Annotated in this window: 19 protein-coding genes and 1 tRNA gene; 9 read left to right on the top strand and 11 right to left on the bottom strand. The window is 71.3% G+C overall.

From position 1 onward, the window contains the following. Window positions 1–127: 127 nt before the first annotated feature. Entirely contained in the window at window positions 128–1,879 is a 1,752-nt protein-coding gene (locus ACFVZH_RS26790; protein WP_384901031.1) for a beta-galactosidase family protein, read from the bottom strand. Window positions 1,880–1,961: 82 nt separating this feature from the next. Between ACFVZH_RS26790 and ACFVZH_RS26785 the strand changes: the two genes are divergently transcribed. The 6 genes from ACFVZH_RS26785 (at window position 1,962) to ACFVZH_RS26760 (ending at window position 9,678) form a co-directional block, all read left to right on the top strand. Further along, entirely contained in the window at window positions 1,962–2,849 is an 888-nt protein-coding gene (locus ACFVZH_RS26785) for an AraC family transcriptional regulator (RefSeq protein ID WP_384901029.1), read from the top strand. An 11-nt stretch (window positions 2,850–2,860) separates the two neighbouring features. Further along, window positions 2,861–3,175, top strand: coding sequence for a chorismate mutase (locus ACFVZH_RS26780; protein ID WP_017238715.1), 315 nt, complete (start codon window positions 2,861–2,863; stop codon window positions 3,173–3,175). Next, on the top strand, window positions 3,175–4,161 hold the full coding sequence (locus tag ACFVZH_RS26775; RefSeq protein ID WP_384901027.1) for an asparaginase: 987 nt from the start codon (window positions 3,175–3,177) through the stop codon (window positions 4,159–4,161). The genes ACFVZH_RS26780 and ACFVZH_RS26775 overlap by 1 nt, the downstream gene beginning before the upstream one ends. Before the next feature lie 58 nt (window positions 4,162–4,219). Next, the gene (gene pepN / locus ACFVZH_RS26770; protein WP_384901026.1) at window positions 4,220–6,706 is read left to right on the top strand and encodes an aminopeptidase N; all 2,487 of its coding nucleotides are present in this window, start codon (window positions 4,220–4,222) and stop codon (window positions 6,704–6,706) included. 183 nt (window positions 6,707–6,889) lie between these two features. After that, window positions 6,890–8,266 (top strand): pyridoxal phosphate-dependent decarboxylase family protein, encoded by a 1,377-nt coding sequence (locus ACFVZH_RS26765; protein WP_384901024.1) that lies wholly within the window; start codon window positions 6,890–6,892, stop codon window positions 8,264–8,266. Then, on the top strand, window positions 8,263–9,678 hold the full coding sequence (locus ACFVZH_RS26760; RefSeq protein WP_384901023.1) for a lysine N(6)-hydroxylase/L-ornithine N(5)-oxygenase family protein: 1,416 nt from the start codon (window positions 8,263–8,265) through the stop codon (window positions 9,676–9,678). The genes ACFVZH_RS26765 and ACFVZH_RS26760 overlap by 4 nt, the downstream gene beginning before the upstream one ends. Before the next feature lie 6 nt (window positions 9,679–9,684). On the opposite strand, the gene ACFVZH_RS26755 is transcribed toward ACFVZH_RS26760, so the two are convergent. Continuing rightward, window positions 9,685–11,484 carry a bifunctional metallophosphatase/5'-nucleotidase gene (locus ACFVZH_RS26755; protein WP_384901022.1) on the bottom strand — a complete coding sequence of 600 codons (1,800 nt, stop codon included), beginning with the start codon at window positions 11,482–11,484 and terminating at the stop codon, window positions 9,685–9,687. 157 nt (window positions 11,485–11,641) lie between these two features. Here ACFVZH_RS26755 and ACFVZH_RS26750 point away from each other — a divergent pair, with 157 nt between their 5' ends. Further along, window positions 11,642–12,325: an SIMPL domain-containing protein gene (locus ACFVZH_RS26750; protein WP_384901020.1), complete on the top strand. Its 684-nt coding sequence runs from the start codon at window positions 11,642–11,644 to the stop codon at window positions 12,323–12,325. 146 nt (window positions 12,326–12,471) lie between these two features. After that, on the top strand, window positions 12,472–13,899 hold the full coding sequence (gene pyk / locus ACFVZH_RS26745; protein ID WP_384901019.1) for a pyruvate kinase: 1,428 nt from the start codon (window positions 12,472–12,474) through the stop codon (window positions 13,897–13,899). Here the strand turns inward: pyk and ACFVZH_RS26740 are convergent, their stop codons facing one another. Next, window positions 13,900–14,688 (bottom strand): helix-turn-helix domain-containing protein, encoded by a 789-nt coding sequence (locus tag ACFVZH_RS26740; protein WP_384901017.1) that lies wholly within the window; start codon window positions 14,686–14,688, stop codon window positions 13,900–13,902. 84 nt (window positions 14,689–14,772) lie between these two features. Next, a tRNA-Leu gene (locus ACFVZH_RS26735) sits at window positions 14,773–14,855 on the bottom strand. Between the two features lie 93 nt (window positions 14,856–14,948). Between ACFVZH_RS26735 and ACFVZH_RS26730 the strand changes: the two genes are divergently transcribed. Continuing rightward, the gene (locus ACFVZH_RS26730) at window positions 14,949–15,608 is read left to right on the top strand and encodes an ANTAR domain-containing response regulator (RefSeq protein WP_384901016.1); all 660 of its coding nucleotides are present in this window, start codon (window positions 14,949–14,951) and stop codon (window positions 15,606–15,608) included. A 109-nt stretch (window positions 15,609–15,717) separates the two neighbouring features. Here the strand turns inward: ACFVZH_RS26730 and ACFVZH_RS26725 are convergent, their stop codons facing one another. The 7 genes from ACFVZH_RS26725 to ACFVZH_RS26695 all read right to left on the bottom strand — a co-directional run bounded on the left by ACFVZH_RS26725 (window position 15,718) and on the right by ACFVZH_RS26695 (window position 23,118). Beyond that, window positions 15,718–16,434, bottom strand: coding sequence for an ABC transporter ATP-binding protein (locus ACFVZH_RS26725; protein WP_384901014.1), 717 nt, complete (start codon window positions 16,432–16,434; stop codon window positions 15,718–15,720). Beyond that, window positions 16,431–17,477 carry an ABC transporter ATP-binding protein gene (locus tag ACFVZH_RS26720; RefSeq protein WP_384901013.1) on the bottom strand — a complete coding sequence of 349 codons (1,047 nt, stop codon included), beginning with the start codon at window positions 17,475–17,477 and terminating at the stop codon, window positions 16,431–16,433. Before ACFVZH_RS26720 ends, ACFVZH_RS26725 begins: the two co-directional genes overlap by 4 nt. 5 nt (window positions 17,478–17,482) lie before the next feature. After that, window positions 17,483–19,225 carry a branched-chain amino acid ABC transporter permease gene (locus tag ACFVZH_RS26715; protein WP_384901061.1) on the bottom strand — a complete coding sequence of 581 codons (1,743 nt, stop codon included), beginning with the start codon at window positions 19,223–19,225 and terminating at the stop codon, window positions 17,483–17,485. A gap of 5 nt (window positions 19,226–19,230) precedes the next feature. After that, entirely contained in the window at window positions 19,231–20,163 is a 933-nt protein-coding gene (locus ACFVZH_RS26710) for a branched-chain amino acid ABC transporter permease (protein WP_384901012.1), read from the bottom strand. 128 nt (window positions 20,164–20,291) lie between these two features. Further along, the gene (locus ACFVZH_RS26705; RefSeq protein ID WP_384901010.1) at window positions 20,292–21,530 is read right to left on the bottom strand and encodes a branched-chain amino acid ABC transporter substrate-binding protein; all 1,239 of its coding nucleotides are present in this window, start codon (window positions 21,528–21,530) and stop codon (window positions 20,292–20,294) included. Between the two features lie 469 nt (window positions 21,531–21,999). Then, a complete protein-coding gene (locus tag ACFVZH_RS26700; protein WP_384901008.1) occupies window positions 22,000–22,446 on the bottom strand; it encodes a hypothetical protein in 447 nt (148 codons plus the stop codon). Between the two features lie 168 nt (window positions 22,447–22,614). After that, window positions 22,615–23,118 (bottom strand): PaaI family thioesterase, encoded by a 504-nt coding sequence (locus ACFVZH_RS26695; RefSeq protein ID WP_384901006.1) that lies wholly within the window; start codon window positions 23,116–23,118, stop codon window positions 22,615–22,617. Window positions 23,119–23,197 lie beyond the last annotated feature (79 nt).

The following is a 23,197-nucleotide window of genomic DNA, read 5'->3' as shown; positions in this document are numbered from 1 at the left end:
GGCCCGGAACAGCCCTCCGGCCGCGAGGCACCGCCCCTCGGGCCGGCTCCACGGGCGTCGCCGCCCCTCGGCCCGGCTTCACCGATGTCGCCGCCCTCGGGCCGGCTTCACCGATGTCGCCGCCCCCTCAGGCCAGCTCCACCGCCTCCGCCGTCCCCTCCAGTTCCAGGACCCAGACCTCGTTCGCGCCGTCCCGCAGCACCGGGCCCGGGACGAACAGCGCGTCCTGGGGGCCGACGGACCAGTAGCGGCCCAGGCAGAAGCCGTTGACCCAGACGAAGCCGCGGGTCGCCCCCGGCAGCCGCAGCGTCGCGTCCCCGGCCCCGGCCACCTCCAGCGTCCCCCGGTAGAGGCCCGGTCCGCCGCGGTCCGCCACCGGCTCGAACCGCACCCCGTCCACGGCCGCCGCCTCGAAGGCGTCCAGACGCAGCCCCCGGGACCGGAACCCGTGCAGGTACTGCCGTTCGTGCCGTACGCCCCCGGTGATCCCCTTCGGCTCCGCGACCCGCGGCCCGTAGTTCACCCGGCCGAGCGACTCCACCCACAGGTCCACCACCGCCGGGCCGGCCACCGGCTCCGCGAGGGTCACGCCCTCGCCGTCCGCGGTGTCCAGAACCCCCGCGAGGAGTCCGTCGACGTACACGACGGCCCGGTCCCGCAGCCCGGTCACTCCCAGCGCGTACGGCTGCCGCGGCCCCGGCACCGCCACCCGGTGGCGGACCAGGCCCCGGTCGACCCCCAGCTCCTCGAAGGTGGGCGGCACCGGGGTGACCGACTCCTCGCCGCCGAGCGCCTCCAGGACCCCGTCCAGCGGCGCCCAGCCCTCGAAGCCAGCCCGCACCGGGGCCGCGAGTCGCGCCGGGGGTTCCGGGACCTCCGGCAGCGGCCCCTCCGCGTACGCGGCGAGCACCTCGCGGAAGCGCCAGAACTTCTTCGTCGGCCGCCCCGCCTCGTCGACCGGAGCGTCGTAGTCGTACGAGGTCACCGTCGGCCGCAACGGCCCGTCGTGCAGCTCACCGGCCCGGTTCGCGCCGGCCCAGCCCGCGAAGTTCGTCCCCCCGTGCGCCATGTACAGGTTGACGGAGGCCCCGCATTCCAGGATCTCCCGCAGCGCGTCGGCGGCGTCCGCCGCGTCCCGCGCCGCGTGCTCCGTGCCCCAGTGGTCGAACCAGCCGCACCAGAACTCCATGCACATCAGCGGCCCCGACGGCCGATGGCGCCGCAGCGTCGCGAAGCCTTCGCGCGCCCCCGAACCGAAGTTCGCCGTCGCGAGCACCCCGGGGACCGAGCCTCCCGTCAGCATGTGGTCCTCCGGCCCGTCCGAGGTGAACAGCGGCACGCCCACCCCGCAGTCGCGCAGCAGCCGCGCCAGCCACTCCAGATAGGCCAGGTCGCTGCCGTAACTCCCGTACTCGTTCTCCACCTGGACCAGGACCACCGGACCGCCCCGGTCGATCTGCCGCTCCACCACCTGCGGGAGCAGCCGCCGGAACCAGGTCTCCACCGGCGCCAGGAACTCCGGGTCCAGGGTCCGCACCCGCCGCCCCAGCGGGCCGGTCAGCCAGTGCGGCAGCCCGCCGTTCTCCCACTCGGCGCAGATGTACGGGCCCGGGCGCACGATCGCCCACATCCCGGCCCGCGCCACCGCGTCCAGGAACCGGCCGAGAGCGTCCGCGTCCGCGTACCTCCCCGGCCCCGGCTCGTGCAGATTCCAGGGGACGTACGTCTCGACGCAGTTGAGGCCCATCGCGCGCAGCATCCCGAGCCGGTGCTCCCACTGCTCCTCGTGCACCCGGAAGTAGTGCAGCGCCCCCGACAGCAGCCGCACCGGCCGCCCGTCGAGCAGAAAGTCCTCGTCACCCACAGCGAACGTGCTCATGGCCTCACCCTCGCCCTCTGGCGGCGAGCCGGTCCATGGACAAAGATCGTCGAAGTTTGGACGTTACGGAAGGGCCCGCGGCATGTACCACACCTGGATGCGCTATTTCACGCCCAGCCCCGTCCACCACCGCCTCGGCCTCGTCTGCCTCGGCGTCGGACTCCAGCACGGCACCCTGCCCACCGTCGGCCCCCGCACCCTCGACCACCACGTCGCCGTCCTCGTCTCCGCCGGCGGCGGCTGGTACCGGGGAGCCGACGGCCGACGCACCACCGTCACCGCCCCCGCCCTCCTCTGGCTCACCCCCGGCACCCCCCACCACTACGGCGCCGACCCCGGCACCGGCTGGGACGAGGCGTTCGTCGACTTCTCCGGACCCGCCACCGCCACCTACACCGAGCTCGGCTACATCGAACCCGACCGGCCCGTCGTGCCCCTCTCCGACGCCGCCCCCGCCCGCGCCGCCATCGGCCGCATCGCCCGCGCCGCCCGCCCCGGCAACCCCCTCCTGGAGGTCGAGACCGGCGCCGCCGTCCACGAACTCCTCGTCGCCCTGCGCCGCGCCCGCGCCGACACCAACGCCGACGGCGACCCCGTGCTCGCCGCCCTCGCCCGCGACGCCTTCCAGCCCCTCTCCGTCGCCGACCACGCGACCCGGCACGGCATGACCCCCGCCGAACTGCGCACCGCCGTCCGCCGCGCCGCCGGCTGCAGCCCCAAGGACTACCTGCTCACCGTCCGCCTCGGCCGCGCCAAGGAACTCCTCGCCGCCACGGAACTGCCCGTCGCCGCCGTCGCCCGGCGCGTCGGGTACGACGACCCCGCCTACTTCTCCCGCCTCTTCACCCGCCGGGTCGGCACCGCGCCCATCCGCTTCCGCGAGCAGCAGGGACGCTCCGTGCACGGCGGCTGGAGCGACCGCGTTCCGGATCCCGAACACCCGCCCACGATCCTGCCGAGATCCGTCTAAGCTCGCAGATCATGAGCGACACCAGCGAGATCGACCCGACCGTCACCGCCGAGCTGACCCGGCTGCGCGAAAGCATCGACAACATCGACGCGGCGGTCGTGCACATGCTCGCCGAGCGCTTCAAGTGCACCCAGCAGGTCGGCGTCCTCAAGGCCGAGCACCAGCTGCCGCCCGCCGACCCCGCCCGCGAGGCCCGTCAGATCGCCCGGCTGCGGGAACTCGCCGAGAGCGCCAAACTGGACCCGGCCTTCGCGGAGAAGCTCCTCAACTTCATCATCGCCGAGGTCATCCGCCACCACGAGACGATTGCGGACGGAGCACGCTGATGGCCCGCGTCACGGTCTTCACCCTCGGAGGCACCATCTCGGCCCGCGGCGGCGACGCCGCCCGCATGACCGGCCAGGAGGTCCTCGCCGAACTCGGCGCACCCGAGGACGTCGTGATCCGCGACTTCCGGCGCGTCCCCAGCTCCTCCCTCACCCACGAGGACCTCGCCGCCCTGGCGGACGAGGTGCGCAAGACCGTGGCCGACGGCTCCGGCGTGGTCGTCGTCCAGGGCACCGACACCCTGGAGGAGACCGCCTTCCTCCTCGACCTGCTCTGCACCACCGAGCAGCCGATCGCCGTCACCGGCGCCATGCGCCGCCCCGACCTCCCCGGCGCCGACGGCCCCGCCAACCTCGCCGCCGCCCTCGCCGTCGCCGCCGACCCCGCCTGCCGGAACCTCGGCGTGCTGGTCGTCCTCGCCGACGAGATCCACGCCGCCCGCCTCGCCCGCAAGACCCACACCACCTCCCTCGCCACCTTCGCCTCGCCCGGCGCCGGACCGATCGGCACGGTCGTCGAGGGCGAGCCCCGGATCCTGCTCCGCCCCGCCGTCCCCACCGCCCTCTGCCCGCTCTCCTTCGACCCGTCGCTACGGGTGGCGCTCGTGACGCTCTCCCAGGGCGACCGCGGCGAACTCCTCGAAGCCGTCGACCACCGCTTCCAGGGCCTCGTCGTCGCCGCCTTCGGCGCCGGCCACGCCCCCGCCTGGTTCGTCGAACCGCTCGCCGAAATCGCCCGCCGCATCCCGGTCGTCCTGGCGTCCCGCACCGGCGGCGGCACGACGCTCTCGCAGACCTACCGCGGCCCCGGCTCCGAATACGACCTGCTGCACCACGGACTGATCCCGGCCGGCCCCCTCGACCCCGCCAAGGCCCGGATCCTGCTCCACACCCTGCTCTCCAGCGGCGCCGCGGGCCCCGCCGGATACGACCGCCCCCGCATCACGGCCGCCTTCGCCCACCTGAACGGCTCCGGACTCGCCTGAGCGCCGGATCCGGCACCACCCCTGCCCGACGCCCTGGGCATCGGGCAGCATAGGGCCCATGTCCGTACTGACGCGCGACGAAGCGCAGACCCGTGCCCAGCTCCTCGACGTCCACCACTACCGAGTGGACCTCGACCTCACCACCGGCGACGAGACCTTCCACTCACGGAGTCTCATCCGCTTCACGGCCCGCGCCGCGGGGGACACCTTCGTCGAACTCAAGCCCGAGACCCTCCACTCCGCCCTCCTCGACGGCGAACCCCTCGACATCGCCACCCTCGACGGCAACCGCCTCGCGCTGAGCCTCACCGAGGGCGAGCACACCCTGCGCGTCAGCACCACCATGCGGTACTCCCGCACCGGCGAGGGCATGCACCGCTTCAAGGACCCGACGGACGGCGAGTCGTACGTCTACACCCAGCTCTTCATGGAGGACGTCCAGCGCGTCTTCGCCGCCTTCGACCAGCCCGACCTGAAGGCCGTCTTCGAGCTCGGCGTCACAGCCCCCGAAGGCTGGACCGTCCTGTCCAACGGCATCACCGAGCAGCAGCCCGACGGCCGCTGGAAGGCCGCCCCCACCCCACTGCTCTCCACCTACTTCGTCTGCGTCGCCGCCGGCCCCTGGCACTCGGTCCGCACCGAGCACGCCGGACTGCCCTTCGGCATCCACTGCCGCCGATCCCTCGCCCCCCACCTCGACGCCGACGCCGACGAGATCCTCGCCGTCACCAGGGCCTGCTACGACCGCTACCACGAGAAGTTCGACGAGCCCTACCCCTTCGACTCGTACGACCAGGCGTTCGTCCCCGAGTTCAACGCCGGCGCCATGGAGAACCCCGGACTCGTCACCTTCCGCGACGAGTTCGTCTTCCGGTCCGCCGTCACCGTCACCGAGCGCCAGACCCGCGCCATGGTCATCGCCCACGAGATGGCCCACATGTGGTTCGGCGACCTCGTCACCCTGCGCTGGTGGGACGACATCTGGCTGAACGAGTCCTTCGCCGAGTACATGGGCTTCCAGACCGTCAACGAGGCGTGCTCCGACCTCTTCCCCGACACCTGGGTCGACTTCGGCGTCGCCCGCAAGGCATGGGGATACGAGGCCGACCAGCGGCCCTCCACCCACCCCGTCGCCCCCGACCCGGAGTCCGTCCCCGACACCGCCTCCGCCCTCCTCAACTTCGACGGCATCTCCTACGCCAAGGGCGCCTCCGCGCTGCGCCAGCTCGTCGCCTGGCTCGGCGAGAAGGACTTCCTTGCCGGCATCAACATCCACTTCAAGCGCCACAAGTTCGGCAACGCCACCCTCGCCGACTTCATCGACAACCTCGCCGCCGCCACCGACCGCGACGTCCACGGCTGGGCCGACCAGTGGCTCCGCACCACCGGCGTCGACACCCTCACCCCCCGCCTCGACGGCGCCGGCACCGGCTGGCGGCTCACCGTCGACCGCGCCGGCAGCCGCCCGCACCGGATCTCCGTCGGCGTCTACGACCGCGACCCGTCCGGCGACCTCGTCCTGCGCGAGCGCCGTGAGATCGACGTGCCACAGGAGACGCCCGCCGAACTGACCGGCCCGCGTCCCGCCCTCGTCGTCCTCAACGACGAGGACCTCACCTACGCCAAGCTCCGCTTCGACGAGGTGTCCGAGGAGACCGCCCTGCGCGGCCTCTCCCGCATCCCCGACGCGCTGACCCGCGCCGTCGTCTGGAACGCCCTGCGCGACATGGTCCGCGACGGCGACCTCGCCCCCGCCGAGTACCTGGAGACCGCGCTCGCCCACCTCCCCGAGGAGACCGAACTCGCCCTCCTCCAGGGCGTCCTCGGCTTCGCCCGCACCCAGATCGCCGACCGGTACGTGACCGACGACGAGCGCCCCGCCGCCCTCGCGAAGATCGGCGAGATCGCCCGCGCCCTGCTGCGCCGCACCGAGGACGGCGAGGCGCCCGGCCTCCGCCTCACCGCCGTCCGCGCCTTCATCGACAGCGCCACCACCCCCGACAAGATCGCCTCCTGGCTCGACGAGGGCACCGTCCACGGCGGCCCCGAGCTCGACCCCGAGCTGCGCTGGCGCATCCTCGCCCGCCTCGCCGTCCTCGGCGCCGCCGACGAGGCCGTGATCGCCGCCGAACTGGAGCGGGACCCCAGCGCCACCGGCGAGGAAGGCGCCGCGCGCTGCCGCGCCGCCCTCCCGGACCCGGCCGCGAAGGCCGCCGCCTGGTCGGCCCTCTTCGACACGGACGACCTCTCCAACTACCTCTTCACCGCCACCGCCCAGGGCTTCTGGCAGCCGGAGCACACCGAACTCGTACGCGCGTACGTGCCGCGCTTCTACGCCGACGCCGCCGCCCTCGGCGCCCGCCGCGGCCCCGCCATGGCCGAGGCCGCCGGCCGCTACGCCTTCCCGTCCTACGCCGTCGACGCCGACTCCCTGGCCCTCGGCGAGTCCCACCTCGCCGACGACGCCGTCATCCCGGCCCTCCGCCGCAAGCTCGTCGACCAGCTCGACGACCTCCGCCGCGCCCTCGCGGTCCGGAGCGCCTAACCGTCGGGTCGAGGGCCTGCCCTCCGCCGAGGCGGAACGGGTGGGCCCCACCCGACCACCGGGCCGCACCCGGCCCCTGCATCTCCCGGACGGCGCCCCGAGTACCAGGGCGCCGTCCCCCGTTCGGGTCACAACCACCGACTCCCCGGACAGCCCCCGCCCGGCCCCGGCACCCTGTCGTCCATGCGTGCCGCACCCCCACCCCTCGCCGGAGGCACCCCCGGCCCCGACGCCCTCCGCCCCCTCCTGGACACCGTCCTCGACACCCTCCGAGCAGGAGCGCAGGCCAGGGGCGGCCCCCTCCCGCCCGGCGGCCCGCAGGCCGTCACGGCAAGGATGGCGGCCCTCGGCCCCGTACTCCCCGAGACCGGCAGCGGCCCCGACGAAGCCCTCCGCACCCTCGTGCACGCCCTCGCGGAAGGCGCCGCCGACCCCGCCCACCCCCTCTGCGCCGCCCACCTCCACACCCCGCCCCTCGCCCTGGCCGTCGCCGCCGACCTGGCCGCCTCCGCCCTGAACCCGTCGATGGACTCCTGGGACCAGGCGCCGGCCGCCTCCGCACTGGAACACGAGGTCACGGCGGCCCTCGCCGCCGAGGTGTTCCCCGCCGCGCCGCACCCCGACGCCCTCGTCACCACCGGCGGCACCGAGTCCAACCAGCTCGCCCTGCTGCTGGCCCGCGAGCGGCACGGCACCGTACGGACCGTCGTCGGGGCCAACGCCCACCACTCCTTCCGCCGCGCCGCATGGCTCCTCGGACTGCCCGAACCCCTCGTCGTGCCGACCCCGCGCGGCACGATGGACCCCGCCGCCCTCGCCGAGGCCCTGACCCGCGCCGAAGGCCCCCTCCTCGTGGCCGCCACCGCCGGCACCACCGACGAGGGACTGATCGACCCCCTCCCCGCGCTCTCCGACGTGTGCGCGGCCCACGGCGCCACACTCCATGTCGACGCCGCCTACGGAGGCCCCGTCCTGTTCAGCCGGACACACCGGACCCTCCTCGACGGCCTCCACCGGGCCCGCACCGTCACCGTCGACCTGCACAAACTCGGCTGGCAGCCCGCCGCCGCCGGACTCCTCGCCGTACGGGAGGCCGCCGACCTGGCCGCGCTCGGCCACACCGCCGCGTACCTGAACGCCGACGACGACACGGAGGCCGGACTGCCCGACCTCCTGGGACGCTCGCTGCGCACCACCCGCCGCCCGGACGTCCTGAAGACCGCCGTCACCCTCCGGGCCCTCGGCCGGAACGGGCTCGGCGCACTCGTCGACGCCTGCATGGACCGCGCCCAGGACCTGGCCGACCTCGTCGAGAAGGCCCCGGGGCTGGAGCTCCGGGCCCGCCCCACCCTCACCACGGTCCTCTTCCGGCCGTCCGGCGCCACCGACGGGACCGTCGCCGCGATCCGCCGCACCCTCCTCGCCGAGGGGCGGGCCGTCCTCGGCCGGGCCGACGCCGACGGCCGCCTCTGGCTCAAGGCCACCCTGCTCAACCCCCACGCCACCCCCGGCGACCTGGCACAGCTCATCACTCTCGTGGAAGGCAGCACGCACCGATGACCGGCAGCACCCCTCAGCAGGACCTCGACCAGCCCCACGACCTGGTGGGCGTCGGCATCGGCCCCTTCAACCTCTCCCTCGCCGCCCTCGCCCACGGGGTGCCCGGCGGCCTCGCCGCCACCTTCTACGAGCAGAAGCCGGCCTTCCAGTGGCACCCCGGCCTCCTCATCGAGGGCGCCACCCTCCAGGTCCCGTTCCTCGCGGACCTGGTGACCCTCGCCGACCCGACGAGCCCCTGGACCTTCCTCAACTACCTGAAGAGCCGCGAGCGCCTGTTCCCCTTCTACTTCGCCGAGAAATTCCACATCCAGCGTGCCGAGTACGACGCGTACTGCCGCTGGGTCAGCGAACGGCTGCCCGGGCTCCACTTCGGCCACCAGGTCGACTCCGTGCGCTGGAACCCCGAACGCCGGCTGTTCGAGGTCGACTTCACACAGGTCGACCCGGCCGGCGGGGCCGAGGCCCTGGGCCGCGCCTACACCCGCAACGTCGTCCTCGGCGTCGGAACCGAGCCGTACGTCCCCGAGCCGCTCAAGCCGCTCGCCGACGCCCCCGGCGTGCCGGTGATCCACTCCGCCGACTACCTCACCCACCGCGAGACCCTGCTCGCCGCCGGGCACATCACCGTCATCGGCTCCGGCCAGTCCGGCGCCGAGGTCTTCCTCGACCTGCTCCGCTCCCGCCCCGCCGGAGCCGAACGGATCCACTGGCTGGCCCGCACCGAGGCGTTCGCCCCCATGGAGTACTCCAAGCTCGGCCTGGAGCACTTCACCCCCGACTACACCCGCTACTTCCACGCCCTGCCCGAACCCGTCCGCGGCGACCTCGTGCCCCGGCAGTGGCAGCTGCACAAGGGCATCGACGCCGACACCATCGCCGCCATCCACGACGAGCTGTACCGCAGGACCCTGCACGGCGGCTGGCCCGACGCCGTCCTCACCCCCGGGGTCCGGGTCCGCACGGCCGGCCGCGTCGCCACCACCCAGGTCGAACTCCACCTGGAGCACCTCCAGCAGGGCACCCGCTCGCGGCTGACCACCGACGCCGTCGTCCTCGCCACCGGCTACCGGGAGCGCCCGGTGGACCGGATGCTCGCCGGCCTCGACCCCTATCTGCGCCACGACTCCGCCGGGCGCGCCCGCGTCGACGAGCGGTACCGGCTGGTCCTCGACCCGTCCGTGACCGGCTCCGTCCACGTGCAGAACGCCGAGAAGCACACCCACGGCGTCGGCGCCCCCGACCTCGGACTCGCGGCCTGGCGCAGCGCCACCATCCTCAACGCGGTCAGCGGCAAGGAGCCGTACCCGCTGCCGCGCCGCACCGCCTTCACCAGCTTCGGCCTGGAGACGCGAGAGGCGCCGAGCATCCCGGCCCAGGGCCAGAAGCTGACGCCTCTCACACAGATCGTCTAGCCCGGCCTAGAACACCGGCACGCCGTCCCGGGTCAGCTTCCAGTCCACCGACGCGAAGAGGCCCGGGTCGACCGTCCCCTTCGCCTTCACCCACTGGATGATGGTGTTGCGGATCTCGTCCGAGTTGGCCCACAGCTGCTGGGCGGCCGCGACGTGCGGGAACGCGCCGCCGCCGCTCGCCCGGTAGTTGTTGACCGCGAGGACGAACTTCGCCGCCGGATCGAGCGGCTTGCCCTCGAAGGACAGGTTCACGATCCGCGAGCCGGCCGGCTTGGCGATGTCGATCTCGTACGTCAGACCCGACACGGCGTCGTAGTTGTAGTCCGGCGTCCCGGCCGCGTTGGTCAGGGCCGCGGTGTCCACCGGGGCGCCCGCCGCGGTCTGGACGTAGTACTTCGCCGAGTACTCCAGGTAGTCCTTCAGCTGGGCGCCGGTCAGCAGACGGGCCTCCAGCGTGTTCTCGAACGGGTACAGGCCGGCGGCGTCCTTGATGCTGATCTGGCCCGCCGGGATCCGGGCCGTGCGCGAGAAGCAGGACGCCTGCGAGAGCACCGGCAGACCGGCGTACGCGCCGCCCGCGAGCGCCGCCTTCACGGTGTCGGCCTGGACCACGTTGATCAGGTCGATGATCGGCTCGTCCTTCCACGGCGCGTCGGTCGTGGTCATGGCCGCGGTGGAGGTGCCGATGACCTGGTTGACGTACGCGACGACCTTCTTGTGCTCGTCCGCGAGCAGCCCCGTGATCTCCGGGTCCTCCGCCACCGTGTTGGAGTTGAGGACCTGGGCGGCGACCTTCTCGACGGTCCAGCGGCCCTTCTCCCACACCAGGTCGAAGTCGAAGAGGGTCAGGCGCTGGCCCCACTTCAGCGGCTCGGAGAGGACGACCTCCTTGCCGGTCTCCTTGTTGGCGATCCGGTACTCGGGGATCTCGGTGTGCGCGTGGCCGACGAGGATCGCGTCGATGCCCGGGACCTGCTCGGCGACGAGCCCGGCCGCGTTCTCGACGTACGGGAGCTGGTCACCGTACGAGGAGGTGCCGCTGGAGCCGGAGTGCGCCGAGACGACGACCACGTCGGCGCCCATCGAGCGCAGCTTCGGGACCCACTTCGCGGCCTGCTCCTCCAGACCGGGGAAGACCATCTTGCCGGTGACGTTCGCCTTGTCCCAGATCGCGATGCCCGGGTTGGTCAGGCCGAGGACCGCGACCTTGACGTCCTTGCCGTGCGGGGTGCGCAGCCGGTGCATGCTGTACGGGGCGAACGCCGGGCGCAGGGTCTTCGCGTCGAGCGCGTTCGCGCCGAGCAGCGGGAAGTCGCACTGCTCCTCGAACTTCCGCAGCACCGGGATGCCGTAGTTGAACTCGTGGTTGCCGAGCGCGGCGGCGTCGTAGCCGATGGCGTTCATGGCCTGGGCCATCGGGTGGACGGGGCCGCGGCGGGCCGTGATCGGGTCGACCTTGGCGTAGTAGTAGGACAGCTGGGTGCCCTGGATGGTGTCGCCGGCGTCGATGAGAAGGGTGTTGCAGCGGCCCTTCTCCTCGCGGACCTGGTCGACCAGGGTCGAGATCTTCGCGAGGCCGACGTCGTTGTGCGCCTTGTCGTCGAACTCCTTGTCCGTGAAGTAGTCCCAGTTGAAAACGTTGCCGTGCAGGTCGGTGGTGCCCATCACGGTGAACGAGTACCGCTTCTGCGGACGCGGGCGGCCGGGGCCGTGGGCCTCGGCGGGAACGGCGACGGCACCGGCGATGGCGACTCCGGCCCCGGCGGCGGCCGAGCGCTCCAGGAACGTCCTGCGGTTCAGCGGCATGTGGTTTCTCCCCTTTGGTTCTGTGGCGCCGGCGCCGACCGTGGCGCACAACGCGCGTAGATTCTGGCTCAGACGCACCGTCGGCAACAGACCTTTCGGGTTACGGAGTGGGAAAGTGTTCGGTGGACGATCGACGCCGAACACGGAGGAACCGGACGTGACGCAGGAACACGCGACCCCCGAGGCACCCCAGGTGACGGTCCGTGGCGAGGGGCGACTGGAAGTCGACCCGGAGCTCGCCGGGATCTGGATGACGGTCTCCGCCCGCGGGGCCGACCGGGCCGCCGCGCTCGCGGACCTGACCCGGCGCAACGCCCGGGTGCTCGACCTGGTCAGGGAGCTCGGGGACGGGGTCGAGAAGCTGGAGACCGGCCGGCTCTCGATCGCCCCGGAACTCGGCAGACGCGGCCGCGGCGAACGGGTCCACGCCTACGCGGGCCGGGTGCGGGTGACGGCCGAACTGACCGACTTCACGGCGCTCGGGGAGCTGGTCACCCGGCTCGCCGACCTGGAGATGACGAGCGTCGACGGCCCGTGGTGGGCCCTGCGGCCGGACTCCCCGGCGTACGCGGAGGCGCGGCGACTCGCGGTGACGGAGGCGGTGCGCCGGGCGCGGGCGTACGCGGAGGCGCTGGGCACCTCGCTCTCCTCACTCCTCGAACTCTCGGACGCCGGCCTCGCGGGCCCCTCCCTGCCGATGGGGTCCGGCTTCGGCGGGGCCCCGGTGGCGTTCGCCGCGGAGCGCGCCGCCGAGGCCCCGCCGCTGGACCTGGAACCGCAGCGGCAGACGGTCACGGCGGAGGTCGTCGCGCGGTTCACGATGCGGCCGCCCGCACTCTGAGACGGGCGGCCCCGGGGCGCGAAAATCGCTCATCGGAGCGCTCCGGTGCACAGATTCAAGACTTGTCAACAACCTTTCACGGAAAGGTTGTTGAGTAGTCATGCCGCACCAATTTCCTACTGGCGGGTAAGCCCTAGGCTCGACCCATGCGCCGAGCGAAAATCGTTTGTACCCTTGGGCCCGCCACCGAAACATACGACCAGATCAAGGCGTTGATCGAGGCCGGAATGGACGTGGCCCGCTTCAACCTCAGCCACGGCGGCCATGCCGAGCACGAGGAGCGCTACCAGCGCGTCCGGAAAGCCGCCGACGAGACCGGCCGCAGTGTCGGCGTCCTCGCCGACCTTCAAGGCCCGAAGATCCGTCTCGGCCGCTTCCGCGAGGGTCCCGTACTCCTTGAACGCGGCGACGAGTTCACCATCACCGTCGAACCGACCGAGGGCGACCGCCACACCTGCGGGACGACCTACTCCGGCCTCGCGGCGGACGTGACCGCCGGCGAGCGCATCCTCGTCGACGACGGCCGCGTCACCCTGGAGGTCACCTCCGTCGACGGCCCCCGGGTGAACACCCTGGTCATCGAGGGCGGCATGGTCTCCGACCACAAGGGCCTCAACCTGCCCGGCGTCGCCGTCTCCGTCCCCGCCCTCTCCGAGAAGGACATCGAGGACCTCCGCTGGGCGCTGCGGACCGGCGCCGACGTCATCGCCCTCTCCTTCGTCCGCAGCGCCCGGGACATCGAGGACGTCCACCGCATCATGGACGAGGAGGGCCGCCGCCTCCCCGTCATCGCCAAGATCGAGAAGCCCCAGGCCGTCGAGAACATCGAGGAGATCGTCGCCGCCTTCGACGGCATCATGGTCGCCCGCGGCGACCTGGGCGTCGAGATGCCCCTCGAACAGGTGCCGATCGTCCAGAAGCGCGCCGTGAAACTGGCCAAGCGCAACGCCAAGCCGGTCATCGTCGCCACCCAGATGCTCGACTCGATGATCGACAACTCCCGTCCCACCCGCGCCGAGGCGAGCGACGTGGCGAACGCGGTCATCGACGGCACCGACGCCGTCATGCTCTCCGGCGAGACCAGCGTCGGCCGCCACCCCATCGAGACCGTCCGCACCATGAGCCGCATCGTCGAGGCCGCCGAGGAGGACGTCCTCGCCAAGGGCCTGCCCCCGCTCACCGAGCGCAACAAGCCCCGCACCCAGGGCGGAGCGGTCGCCCGCGCCGCCGCCGAGATGGGCGACTTCCTCGGCGCCAAGTTCCTCGTCGCCTTCACCCAGTCGGGCGACACGGTCAAGCGCCTCTCCCGCTACCGCTCGCCCATCCCCCTGCTGGCCTTCACGCCCGACCCGGCGACCCGTTCCCAGCTCAACCTCACCTGGGGCGTCGAGACCTTCCTCGGCCCCCACGTCGACTCCACCGACGCCATGGTCGCCCAGGTCGACGAGGAGCTCCTCCGCATCGGCCGCTGCCAGAAGGGCGACATCGTCGTCATCACCGCCGGCTCCCCCCCGGGCGTCGCAGGCTCCACCAACCTGGTCCGCGTCCACCACATCGGCGACCCGCTGACGTAGTCAGTACTTGGGTCCCACGTGAAGGTCCATGAGCGCGACGGCGGCCTTGCGGGCGACGGAGATGTTGTACGGGTCGGTGCCGCGATGGGTGGTCCTCCATTCGACACCGACCCTGTCGAGGGTGTCACCGAGCAGTTTCCGGATGTCGTGGGACTTGTTGGTGAAGAAGTACCGGGGGTACTCGTACCGCTTACGCTCGCCACCGACGACACGCGTGGTCCAGTTGATGATCTGGCATCCGTCGGAGTGGATGAGGCCCCGGACGAACTCCCAGGAGTGCGCGTCGACGATCGCCTGTTGCCACGGTTCGAGGGCGATGCGCCGCTCGTGCTTCCTTCCCGGCCCGTGCTGGGGGAAGAGGCAGGCAAGGTGCAACGAGTACACCTTGACGTTGTGGCAGCCCTTCTTCCGGACGCGGCACGTGGCGTTGTCCGGGAACACCCGGCGCATCGCGGCCTCGGCGGCGTCCTGCACCCCGGGCCAGGTGTCGTCCAGGGTGATCATGAGGCTTGGCACCCGGTGAGCCGAGTATCGGCTGATGTGTCCGTCGCCGAGGTAGAGCCCGAGCAGATACGCATACGCCGCCTCATCCAGCTGCCGTCCGTCGCAGCGGGGGCATTTCCGGTCGGGTCGCCCTGGGCACTCGCCGCGTTTCGCGCGGTCCACATGCTTCCAGTACCCGACGGTGCTCGACGGGATGTTGAGCTTGCGCGCCGTCTCCGCGTTCTTGGCGCCATCCCGCAGCATCGCGAGCGCCTGCTCTCGAACGGTCGTCCCGTGAAAGTTCATGCGATCACCCTGTGCGGCCGATCGTTGCGCGCGCAGCAAAAAAGCGGACGTTCACACGAAGGTGAGCATCCGCTTCAGAACCAGTGCCGGGTGCGGGATTCGAACCCGCACGCCCTTTCGGGCAGATGTGTTTGAGACATCAGCGTCTGCCATTCCGCCAACCCGGCAGGTTGCCAGTCGGAGTGTACCCGGTGACCGGTCCGGTCAGCAGCTAGGTAGGCTTCTCGGTGCAGCGCACTGCCCCGGAACGAGGAGCCCCCGTGACCGCCCCCGAGTCGCCCCAGCCCGCCGACGACGCCGACGCGTCGCACGTCCCGCCGCTGACGACCCGCGTCGTCATCGCAGAGGACGAGGCCCTCATCCGCCTCGACCTCAAAGAGATGCTGGAAGAAGAGGGCTACACGGTCGTGGGCGAGGCCGGGGACGGCGCCACGGCCGTCGAGCTCGCCCGTGAGCACCGGCCCGACCTCGTCATCCTCGACGTGAAGATGCCCGTGCTGGACGGGATCTCGGCCGCCGAGAAGATCGCCGGCGAGTCCATCGCGCCGGTCCTCATGCTGACCGCCTTCTCGCAGCGCGAGCTGGTGGAGCGGGCCCGGGACGCCGGCGCCATGGCGTACCTGGTGAAGCCGTTCAGCAAGAGCGACGTGGTGCCGGCCATCGAGATGGCCGTCTCCCGCTTCGCCGAGCTCCGCGCTCTGGAGAAGGAGGTCGCCGACCTCTCGCAGCGCCTGGAGACCCGCAAGCTGGTGGACCGCGCCAAGTCGGTCCTGCAGACCCAGTACGGCCTGACGGAGCCGGCCGCGTTCCGCTGGATCCAGAAGACCTCGATGGACCGCCGCATGTCGATGCAGCAGGTCGCCGAGGCCGTCATCGAGGACGCCGAGGAGAAGAAGGCGGCCCGGGAGCAGCAGCAGTAGTCCCGTCGTACCGCTCGTCGCGCCGTACCGTGCGTAGCGCCGCACGGAAGAAGGCCCGCCCCACAGCACTGTGGGGCGGGCCTTCTGTCCGGGGTGGACCGGGCGGGGCTCAGTCCTCGCCGAGGTACGTCTTGCGCACGTCGTCGTTGACCAGCAGGTCCTGGCCGGTGCCGGACAGCTTCACCGTGCCGACCTCCATGACGTAGCCGTAGTCCGCGAGGGAGAGCGCGGCCTGCGCGTTCTGCTCGATGAGCAGGATCGTCATGCCCTCGGACTTCAGCGCCGAGATGGTCTCCATGATCTTCTGCATCATGATCGGGGAGAGGCCCATCGAGGGCTCGTCCAGCATCAGCAGCTTGGGCCGGGACATGAGTGCCCTGCCCATCGCCAGCATCTGCTGCTCACCGCCGGAGAGGGTGCCCGCGGCCTGCTTGCGACGCTCGCCCAGGATCGGGAAGAGGTCGTAGGACTTCTGGATGTCCTTCTCGATGCCGTCCTTGTCGCTGCGGAGGAAGGCGCCGAGCTGGAGGTTCTCCTCGATGGTGAGCCGGGGGAAGATGTGCCGGCCCTCGGGGGAGTGGGCGAGGCCGAGCGACACGACCTTGTGGGCCGGGATGCCGTTGAGCGGCTGGCCGTCGAAGGTGACCTGGCCGCCGGACGGCTTGAGCAGCCCGGACAGGGTGCGCAGGGTCGTGGTCTTGCCGGCGCCGTTGGTGCCGATCAGGGCGACGACCTGGCCCGCTTCGACGGAGAAGGAGATGCCCTTGACGGCCTCGATCTTGCCGTAGGCGACCCTGAGGTCCTCGACCTCCAGAAGTGCGGTCACTTGGAGTCTCCTTCGGTGGTGCTGTCCGCGTCGGCGGCCGGAGCCTCGTCGGCGGGGGTGTCGTCGGCCTCGGGGGCCTCGTCGACCTCAGGGGCCGCGTCGGCTTCGGGGGCCTCAGGGGCCTCGTCCGCCTCAGGGGCCTCGTCGGCCGTCTCGGCGGCGGACTCCGCCACCGCCTCGGCCTCGGCGGCGACCTCGGCGGCCTCGACCTCGGCCGCCTCCTCCGCGCCCGGCGCACCCTCGTACGGGGTGCCGAGGTAGGCGGCGACGACGCGCTCGTCGCCCTGGACGACCGCGGACGTGCCCTCGACGAGCTTCTCGCCCTGGACGAGGACGGCGACCCGGTCGCAGAGCTTGAAGATGAACTTCATGTCGTGCTCGATGACCAGGACCGCGATGCCGCGGTCGCGGATCGCGAAGACCAGCTCCTCGGTGGTGCGGGTCTCGCTCTGGTTCATGCCGGCCGTCGGCTCGTCGAGCAGCAGCAGACCGGGGTCGCTGGCGAGCGCGCGGGCGATCTCCAGCTTGCGCTGCTCGCCGTAGGGCAGGTTGCGCGCCAGGTGCTCCGCCTTGCTGCCCAGGCCGACGAACTCCAGGAGTTCCATGGCCCGGTCGCGGGAGGCGGCCTCCGCGCGCTTGAAGCCGGGGCCGCGCAGCAGCGCGGACCACAGGCCCTCCTTGGTCCGGGTGTGGCGTCCGACGAGGACGTTCTCCAGGACCGTCATGTTGGAGAAGAGGCGGATGTTCTGGAAGGTGCGGGCGATGCCGGCCTGGGTGACCAGGTGCGGCTTCGGCGGCAGGACCGTTCCCTTGTAGCTGACCTGTCCCTCGGTGGGGACGTAGAGGCCGGTCAGGCAGTTGAAGAAGGTGGTCTTGCCGGCGCCGTTGGGGCCGATCAGGCCGACGATCTCGCCCTCGCGGACGGTCAGGTCGACATCGCGGACGGCGGTCAGACCGCCGAAGCGCATGGTGACGCCGCTCGCTTCCAGGACCGGTGCGGCCGTGATGGTGCCGGCGGCGGTCTCCGTGGTGGTGGTCGTCATGGCTTTCACGCCCCTGCCTTCGCCGTACCGGCGTCCGCGTCCTCGGACTGTCGCTGTTCCGGTACGGCGACCTGGTCGTCGTTCTCGTGGAATTCCAGCCGCGCCCGCTTGTTGGCGATGAGGCCCTCGGGGCGGAAGCGCATCAGCAGGATCAGCGCGATGCCGAAGCCGAGCAGCTGGTAGTCCTGGAGGAAGGACAGCTTGGCCGGGATGAGGAAGAGGAGTGCGGAGCCGACGATCGGGCCGCTGATGGTGCCCATGCCGCCGAGGATGACCGCCGCGAGGAGGAACGCGGAGTTCGGCGGGACGGGGCCGGCGAACACGTAGTTCTCCGGGACCACCGTGGTGTTGACGTGCGCCTGCACGGTGCCCGCGAGACCGGCGAGGGCCGCGCCGAGGGCGAAGGCGACGAGCTTGACCCGGAAGCCGTTGATGCCCATGGCGGTGGCGGCGGTCTCGTCCTCGCGGATGGCGACCCAGGCGCGGCCGATGCGGCTGTTGCCGGCGCGGGCGAAGACGACCACGACCAGCAGCATGATCAGGATCATGAGCAGGTAGTAGTTGGCGTAGGCGCCGAGTTCCACGCCGAGCACGGTGTGCGACTCGCCGAAGTTGTACCCGAAGAACTCCAGCTGCGGGATGTTCGGGATGCCGTTCGGGCCGTTGGTGATCTTCGGGCCGGAGGTGCCGTCGAGGTTGCCCATGGCGATGCGGAAGATCTCTCCGAAGCCGAGGGTCACGATGGCGAGGTAGTCGCCGCGCAGGCGCAGGGTCGGCGCGCCGATGACGACACCGAAGACCAGCGAGGCGGCCATGCCGGTGAGGGCGGCGGCCCAGAACGGGAAGTGCACGTTGAACGCGGACGACGTGGCGCCGGAGACGAGGGCTGCCGTGTACGCGCCGACGCCGAGGAAGGCGACGTAGCCGAGGTCGAGGAGACCGGCCAGGCCGACGACGATGTTCAGGCCGAGGGCGACGGTCGCGAAGATCAGGATGTTGACCGCGATCAGCGTGTACGTGTCGCCGCTCTGCTGGATGAACGGGAACGCGATCGCCATGACGATGGCGGCCGTGATGGTCACCTGGCGGTTGCGCGCGGTGATGCCGGAGAGACGCTGGGTGAGCCCGGACTTGACCAGCGCGGTGGCGGAGAAGCCGACGAGGATCAGGTACGCGATGAAGAGCTGCGGCTCGGAGTCGTCGGTGTCGATGCCGAACGTGACCACGAAGAGTCCGACGGCGAACACCGCGACGATGACCAGGATCTCGGCCCAGGAGGGCAGCGCCTTGGCGGGGGCGGCCTTGCGGGTGTCGTCGGGCAGCAGGTACGCGGCGACCGCCGACACGGCGGAGACGAGGACGGCGACACCGGCGCCGGGCTCCAGGTCCACCACGGCACCGAGCTCCACGACGATGGAGATCGTGGTGAAGGCGGTGGTCGCGAAGGTGCCGAGGGCGAGGATCCACAGCGCCTTGCGGGTGCCGGCCGGGGTGAGCCAGCCGAGCCCCTTCACGCCGAGCGCGGAGAGCGCGTGGAGACCGGTGAGGAGGCCGCCGACGAGCGTGAGGAGCTGGAGCGGGGCGGGGTTGCCGTAGATCGTGAGGTTGCCGGGGAAGGCGCTGGTCCACGTCCAGGCGAGGAAGGCGCTGGCGACGGTGGCGAGGCTGCCGCCGACGATCGCCCAGAGCAGGGCGGCCGGTCGGGGCGCCGCGCTCTTCTTGTCGAGGGTCTTGTCGTTGCTCGTCATGGTGCTCACGCCCTGTCCGCGACGCGCTCGCCGAGCAGGCCCTGTGGCCGCACGAGGAGTACGAGGATGAGGAGGACGAAGGCCCAGACGTTGGACCAGGCACCGCCGCCGAGCTGCTGCATGCCGGGGATGTCCTCGATGTAGGCGATCGAGAGGGCCTCGGCGAGACCGAGGACGACGCCGCCGACCATGGCGCCGTAGATGTTGCCGATGCCGCCGAGGACGGCCGCGGTGAATGCCTTGAGGCCGAGGATGAAGCCCATCTCGAAGTTGATCTGGCCCTTGTCGACGCCGTACGCGACGGCGGCGACGGCGGCGAACGCGGCACCGATGGCGAAGGCCATGACGATGATGCGGTCGGTGTTGATGCCCATCAGCTTCGCGGTGTCCGGGTCCTGCGCGGTGGCCTGCATGGCCCGGCCGCTGCGGCTCTTGGAGACGAAGACGCCGAGGGCGAGCATGCACAGCGGCGCGAGCACGAGGATGAAGGCGTCGGCGCGCTGGATGGAGAGGCTCTCGGTGATCTTGAAGGCGTCACCCTTGAACTCGGGGAAGGTCACGGCCTTCTTGGCGTCCGGGTAGAACTGCCACACGAGCTGCTGCAGGGCGATGGACAGACCGATCGCCGTGATGAGAGGGGCCAGCCGCGGCGCGTTGCGCAGGGGGCGGTAGGCGAACCGCTCGGCGGCGGTGGCGACGGCCACGGAGGCTATCGCGCCACCGACGATCATGAGCGGTATCGCCACCAGCAGGGACGTTCCGCTCGGGAGCGCGGTGTAGGTGGTGAGGGCACCGAAGCCCCCGATCATGAAGATCTCGCCGTGGGCGAAGTTGATGAGCTGGACGATGCCGTAGACCATGGTGTACCCGATGGCGATGAGGCCATAGAGGGCACCGAGGGCCAGGCCGTTGGCCAGCTGTTGCGGCAGTTCGTTCACCGCAGGCCTCCGATGAGCTTGTCGGATAAGACTCCGCGCGAGGGCGCTGTTTGCGCCCTCGCGCGGCTTGGTTCAGGTACTGCGGGAGGTCCGGCGCCGGCTCTGTCGGCGCGGCGCCGGGGCGGTGACTACTGGTTGAAGGTGTCGCTCTTGACGTCGATCCACTTGCCGCCCTCGACCTTGTAGACCGTGAGCTGCTTGTTCGTGGTGTCGCCGAACTCGTCGAAGGAGACCTTGCCGGTCACACCGTCGAAGGAGACCTTGCCCAGGGCCTCGGTGACCTTGGCGCGGGCGTCGGCCGGCAGCTTGCCGCCGTTGCCCTGGACGACGGCCTTGACGGCCTGGATGACGGCCCAGCCGGCGTCGTAGGAGTAGCCGCCGTAGGCCGCGTACGGGTCCTTGTAGCCGCCCGCGTTGTAGTCCGCGATGAACTTCTTGGCGGTGTCGAGCTTCTCGACCGGGTAGCCGATCGAGGTGGCCAGGTCACCGTCGTTGGCCTCGGCGGAGGCGCTGATGAAGGCGGGGTCGTAGATGCCGTCGCCACCCATGACCGGGATCTTGGCGCCGGTCTTCTTGATCTGGTCGGAGAGCAGGCCGCCCTCGGGGTACTGGCCACCGAAGTAGACGGAGTCGGCGCCCGACGCCTTGACCTTGTCGGCGGTGGAGGAGAAGTCGGTCTCCTTCACGGTGACGTGGTCGGTGTCGACGACCTGGCCGCCGAGGCGCTTGAACTCGTCCGAGAAGATCGCGGCGAGGCCGGCACCGTAGGTCTGCTTGTCGTCGACGACGAAGACCTTCTTCTTGCCGGCGTCCTTGAAGAGGTACTGGGCGGCGAACTTGCCCTGGACCACGTCGGTGGCGGCGGTGCGGAAGTAGGTCGGGAAGGGGCGCTTGAACTCGCCCTTGCCCCAGTTGTCGCCCTGGCTCAGCGCCGGGTTGGTGTTGGCCGGGGAGACCTGGGCCAGCTTGGCGGCCGCGAAGACACCCTGCATCTGCTGCGAGACGCCGGAGTTCAGCGGGCCGACGACGCCGAGGACGTCCTTGTTGCCGACGAGCTTGGTGGCGTTGGCCTGGCCGGAGGCCGGGACGGCCTGGTCGTCCAGGGCCTCGACCTTGAAGGTGACTCCGGGGACTTCCTTGTTCTTGTTGGCGGTCTTGGCCGCCAGGTCCACGGAGTTCTTGATGCCCTGGCCGAGCGCCGAGAGGGAACCGGTCAGCGGAGCGTCGACGCCGATGACGACGGTGATGCCGCCGCCGTCCGCGTTGTTGTCGCTGCCGCCCTTGTCGTCACGCGAACCGCATGCGGTGAGAGTGAGCGCTCCCGTGGTGAGCACGCTGGTGAGGATGAGCAAAGAACGGTGTCGCACGAAGAATCCTTTCCCTGGCGCGGCCCCCTCAAGCTGAGGCGGTGCCGTGAAGCTGTGTAGCTAGAGGTGCCGTTTTCGATGCCGGGCCGTACTGGGTCGAGCAGTGCCGTGCAGTGGAAGCGCCCGGCGGCGCGGTGACTGGCCGTGACTCTAGGCGCAGGTGGGAACGGCGGGGAGCGCCGAGGTCAGGATGTGACTGTCTTGTTATGCCGACGGGGGGAGACGGTGTGCAGCGGGTGGGCAAACTGGGGCATACCGGTCGCTAGGACGGTGTTCACATAGTGAGAATCCCCAGTTCCGCTAAGGGGCTTGGGTGGATCACGGTCCTGACGGCGGCCCTGTGAGGGTCTCCGGATATCGGACAAGGGCTCTGATCCCAGCGGACGGCGGGCCGACCCCGCGACGGCGCGGCTCTCCGGCCCGAACATTGCGCGAGTGTTACGCAGTGTGACGCCGGGCGTGGCCGAGATCAGCCGCTCGGTGAGGGCGGGGGAGTCGTCCACTCCTCCGGTGGGCGCCAGTTCTCCGAACTCCCGGTGGCCCCCTTCGCCGCCTCGCAGCGCCGCCGCGACTCCCGGTCGGCGAACGCCGTCGCCGCCTCGCGGCCCGCGCGCCGCTCCTCGGCCCGGGCCGCCGTGAGCACCTCGTCGTGGATCGCGTACTGCTCGTTGGAGAGCCCCTTCTGCTCCCAGTCGAGCCCGGCCCAGATGCTGCCTTCGAGGGCCTCCCTCACCCAGTACGACACCAGGCTCGTACAGATGTCCGCGGGGGTGCTGACGTGCGGGGCGGGCGTACTCGTACGGGGTGGGGGCGCAGGATCCGCCGCGCCGCCGCAGCCGGTCGTGAGGGTCAGCAGGCATCCGGCCAGGGCCGCGGCGAGGGGCGGCCCGGGAAGGTGAACTCGGCTTCCTGTCACGGGTGTTCCCTCGATGGGTGAACGGCTCGGGCGTACTCCGGGAGAGGTCAGCCAGTGAAGCGGCTCGGCCCGCTCGGGGCAAGAGGGCGCGAGGGGAAGGCAGTTGGCGTGAAAACGCCGAAGAGGGGCGGTGCGTTCACGCACCGCCCCTCTTCGACCGCCTTTGGCTCAGGCGCCGTTCGTCCGTCCCGCCGCCGGGATGTTGCCCGCGTCCTGGGGGTTGATCTCGCGCAGCATGCAGGTCAGCCGCGCCGAGCAGACCCGCTTGCCCTGCTCGTCGGTGATCACGATCTCGTAGGTGGCGGTGGACCGCCCGCGGTGCACCGGGGTCGCCACACCGGTCACCAGGCCGCTGCGCGCGCCGCGGTGGTGGGTGCAGTTCAGGTCGACGCCCACCGCGATCTTCGAGACCCCGCCGTGCAGCATCGAGCCGATGGAGCCCAGCGTCTCGGCGAGCACCGCCGAGGCGCCGCCGTGCAGCAGCCCGTACGGCTGGGTGTTGCCCTCCACCGGCATGGTGCCGACGACCCGCTCGGCCGACGCCTCCACGATCTGGACGCCCATCCGGTTCCCGAGGTGTCCGGCAGAGAAGAGCGCCGGGAGGTCGACGCCCAGCGCCGCGTACTCGTCGATGACCTCCTGCGGGAACTTCACATGCTGCTGTTCACCCATGGTCCGGCTCCGTTCGTCCGCGTACGGCTGCTGATCGCGTGGTCGCGCCGCGTGATCCCGCGACGCGCTGCCTGAGCAA

It is taken from the genome of Streptomyces sp. NPDC059534, assembly GCF_042743475.1.
Taxonomy (GTDB): domain Bacteria; phylum Actinomycetota; class Actinomycetes; order Streptomycetales; family Streptomycetaceae; genus Streptomyces.
The sequence above is the reverse complement of the archived record's forward strand: the minus strand, read 5'-3'. Positions and strand labels throughout refer to the sequence as shown.

Coding starts and splice junctions, on each gene's coding strand:
- ACFVZH_RS26780 (WP_017238715.1), top strand. CDS start 2,861: ATGAGCGACACCAGCGAGATCGACCCGACCGTCACCGCCGAGCTGACC.
- pyk (WP_384901019.1), top strand. CDS start 12,472: ATGCGCCGAGCGAAAATCGTTTGTACCCTTGGGCCCGCCACCGAAACA.
- ACFVZH_RS26765 (WP_384901024.1), top strand. CDS start 6,890: ATGCGTGCCGCACCCCCACCCCTCGCCGGAGGCACCCCCGGCCCCGAC.
- ACFVZH_RS26775 (WP_384901027.1), top strand. CDS start 3,175: ATGGCCCGCGTCACGGTCTTCACCCTCGGAGGCACCATCTCGGCCCGC.
- ACFVZH_RS26790 (WP_384901031.1), bottom strand. CDS start 1,879: ATGAGCACGTTCGCTGTGGGTGACGAGGACTTTCTGCTCGACGGGCGG.
- ACFVZH_RS26755 (WP_384901022.1), bottom strand. CDS start 11,484: ATGCCGCTGAACCGCAGGACGTTCCTGGAGCGCTCGGCCGCCGCCGGG.
- ACFVZH_RS26715 (WP_384901061.1), bottom strand. CDS start 19,225: ATGACGAGCAACGACAAGACCCTCGACAAGAAGAGCGCGGCGCCCCGA.
- ACFVZH_RS26760 (WP_384901023.1), top strand. CDS start 8,263: ATGACCGGCAGCACCCCTCAGCAGGACCTCGACCAGCCCCACGACCTG.
- ACFVZH_RS26785 (WP_384901029.1), top strand. CDS start 1,962: ATGTACCACACCTGGATGCGCTATTTCACGCCCAGCCCCGTCCACCAC.
- pepN (WP_384901026.1), top strand. CDS start 4,220: ATGTCCGTACTGACGCGCGACGAAGCGCAGACCCGTGCCCAGCTCCTC.
- ACFVZH_RS26720 (WP_384901013.1), bottom strand. CDS start 17,477: ATGACGACCACCACCACGGAGACCGCCGCCGGCACCATCACGGCCGCA.
- ACFVZH_RS26740 (WP_384901017.1), bottom strand. CDS start 14,688: ATGAACTTTCACGGGACGACCGTTCGAGAGCAGGCGCTCGCGATGCTG.
- ACFVZH_RS26695 (WP_384901006.1), bottom strand. CDS start 23,118: ATGGGTGAACAGCAGCATGTGAAGTTCCCGCAGGAGGTCATCGACGAG.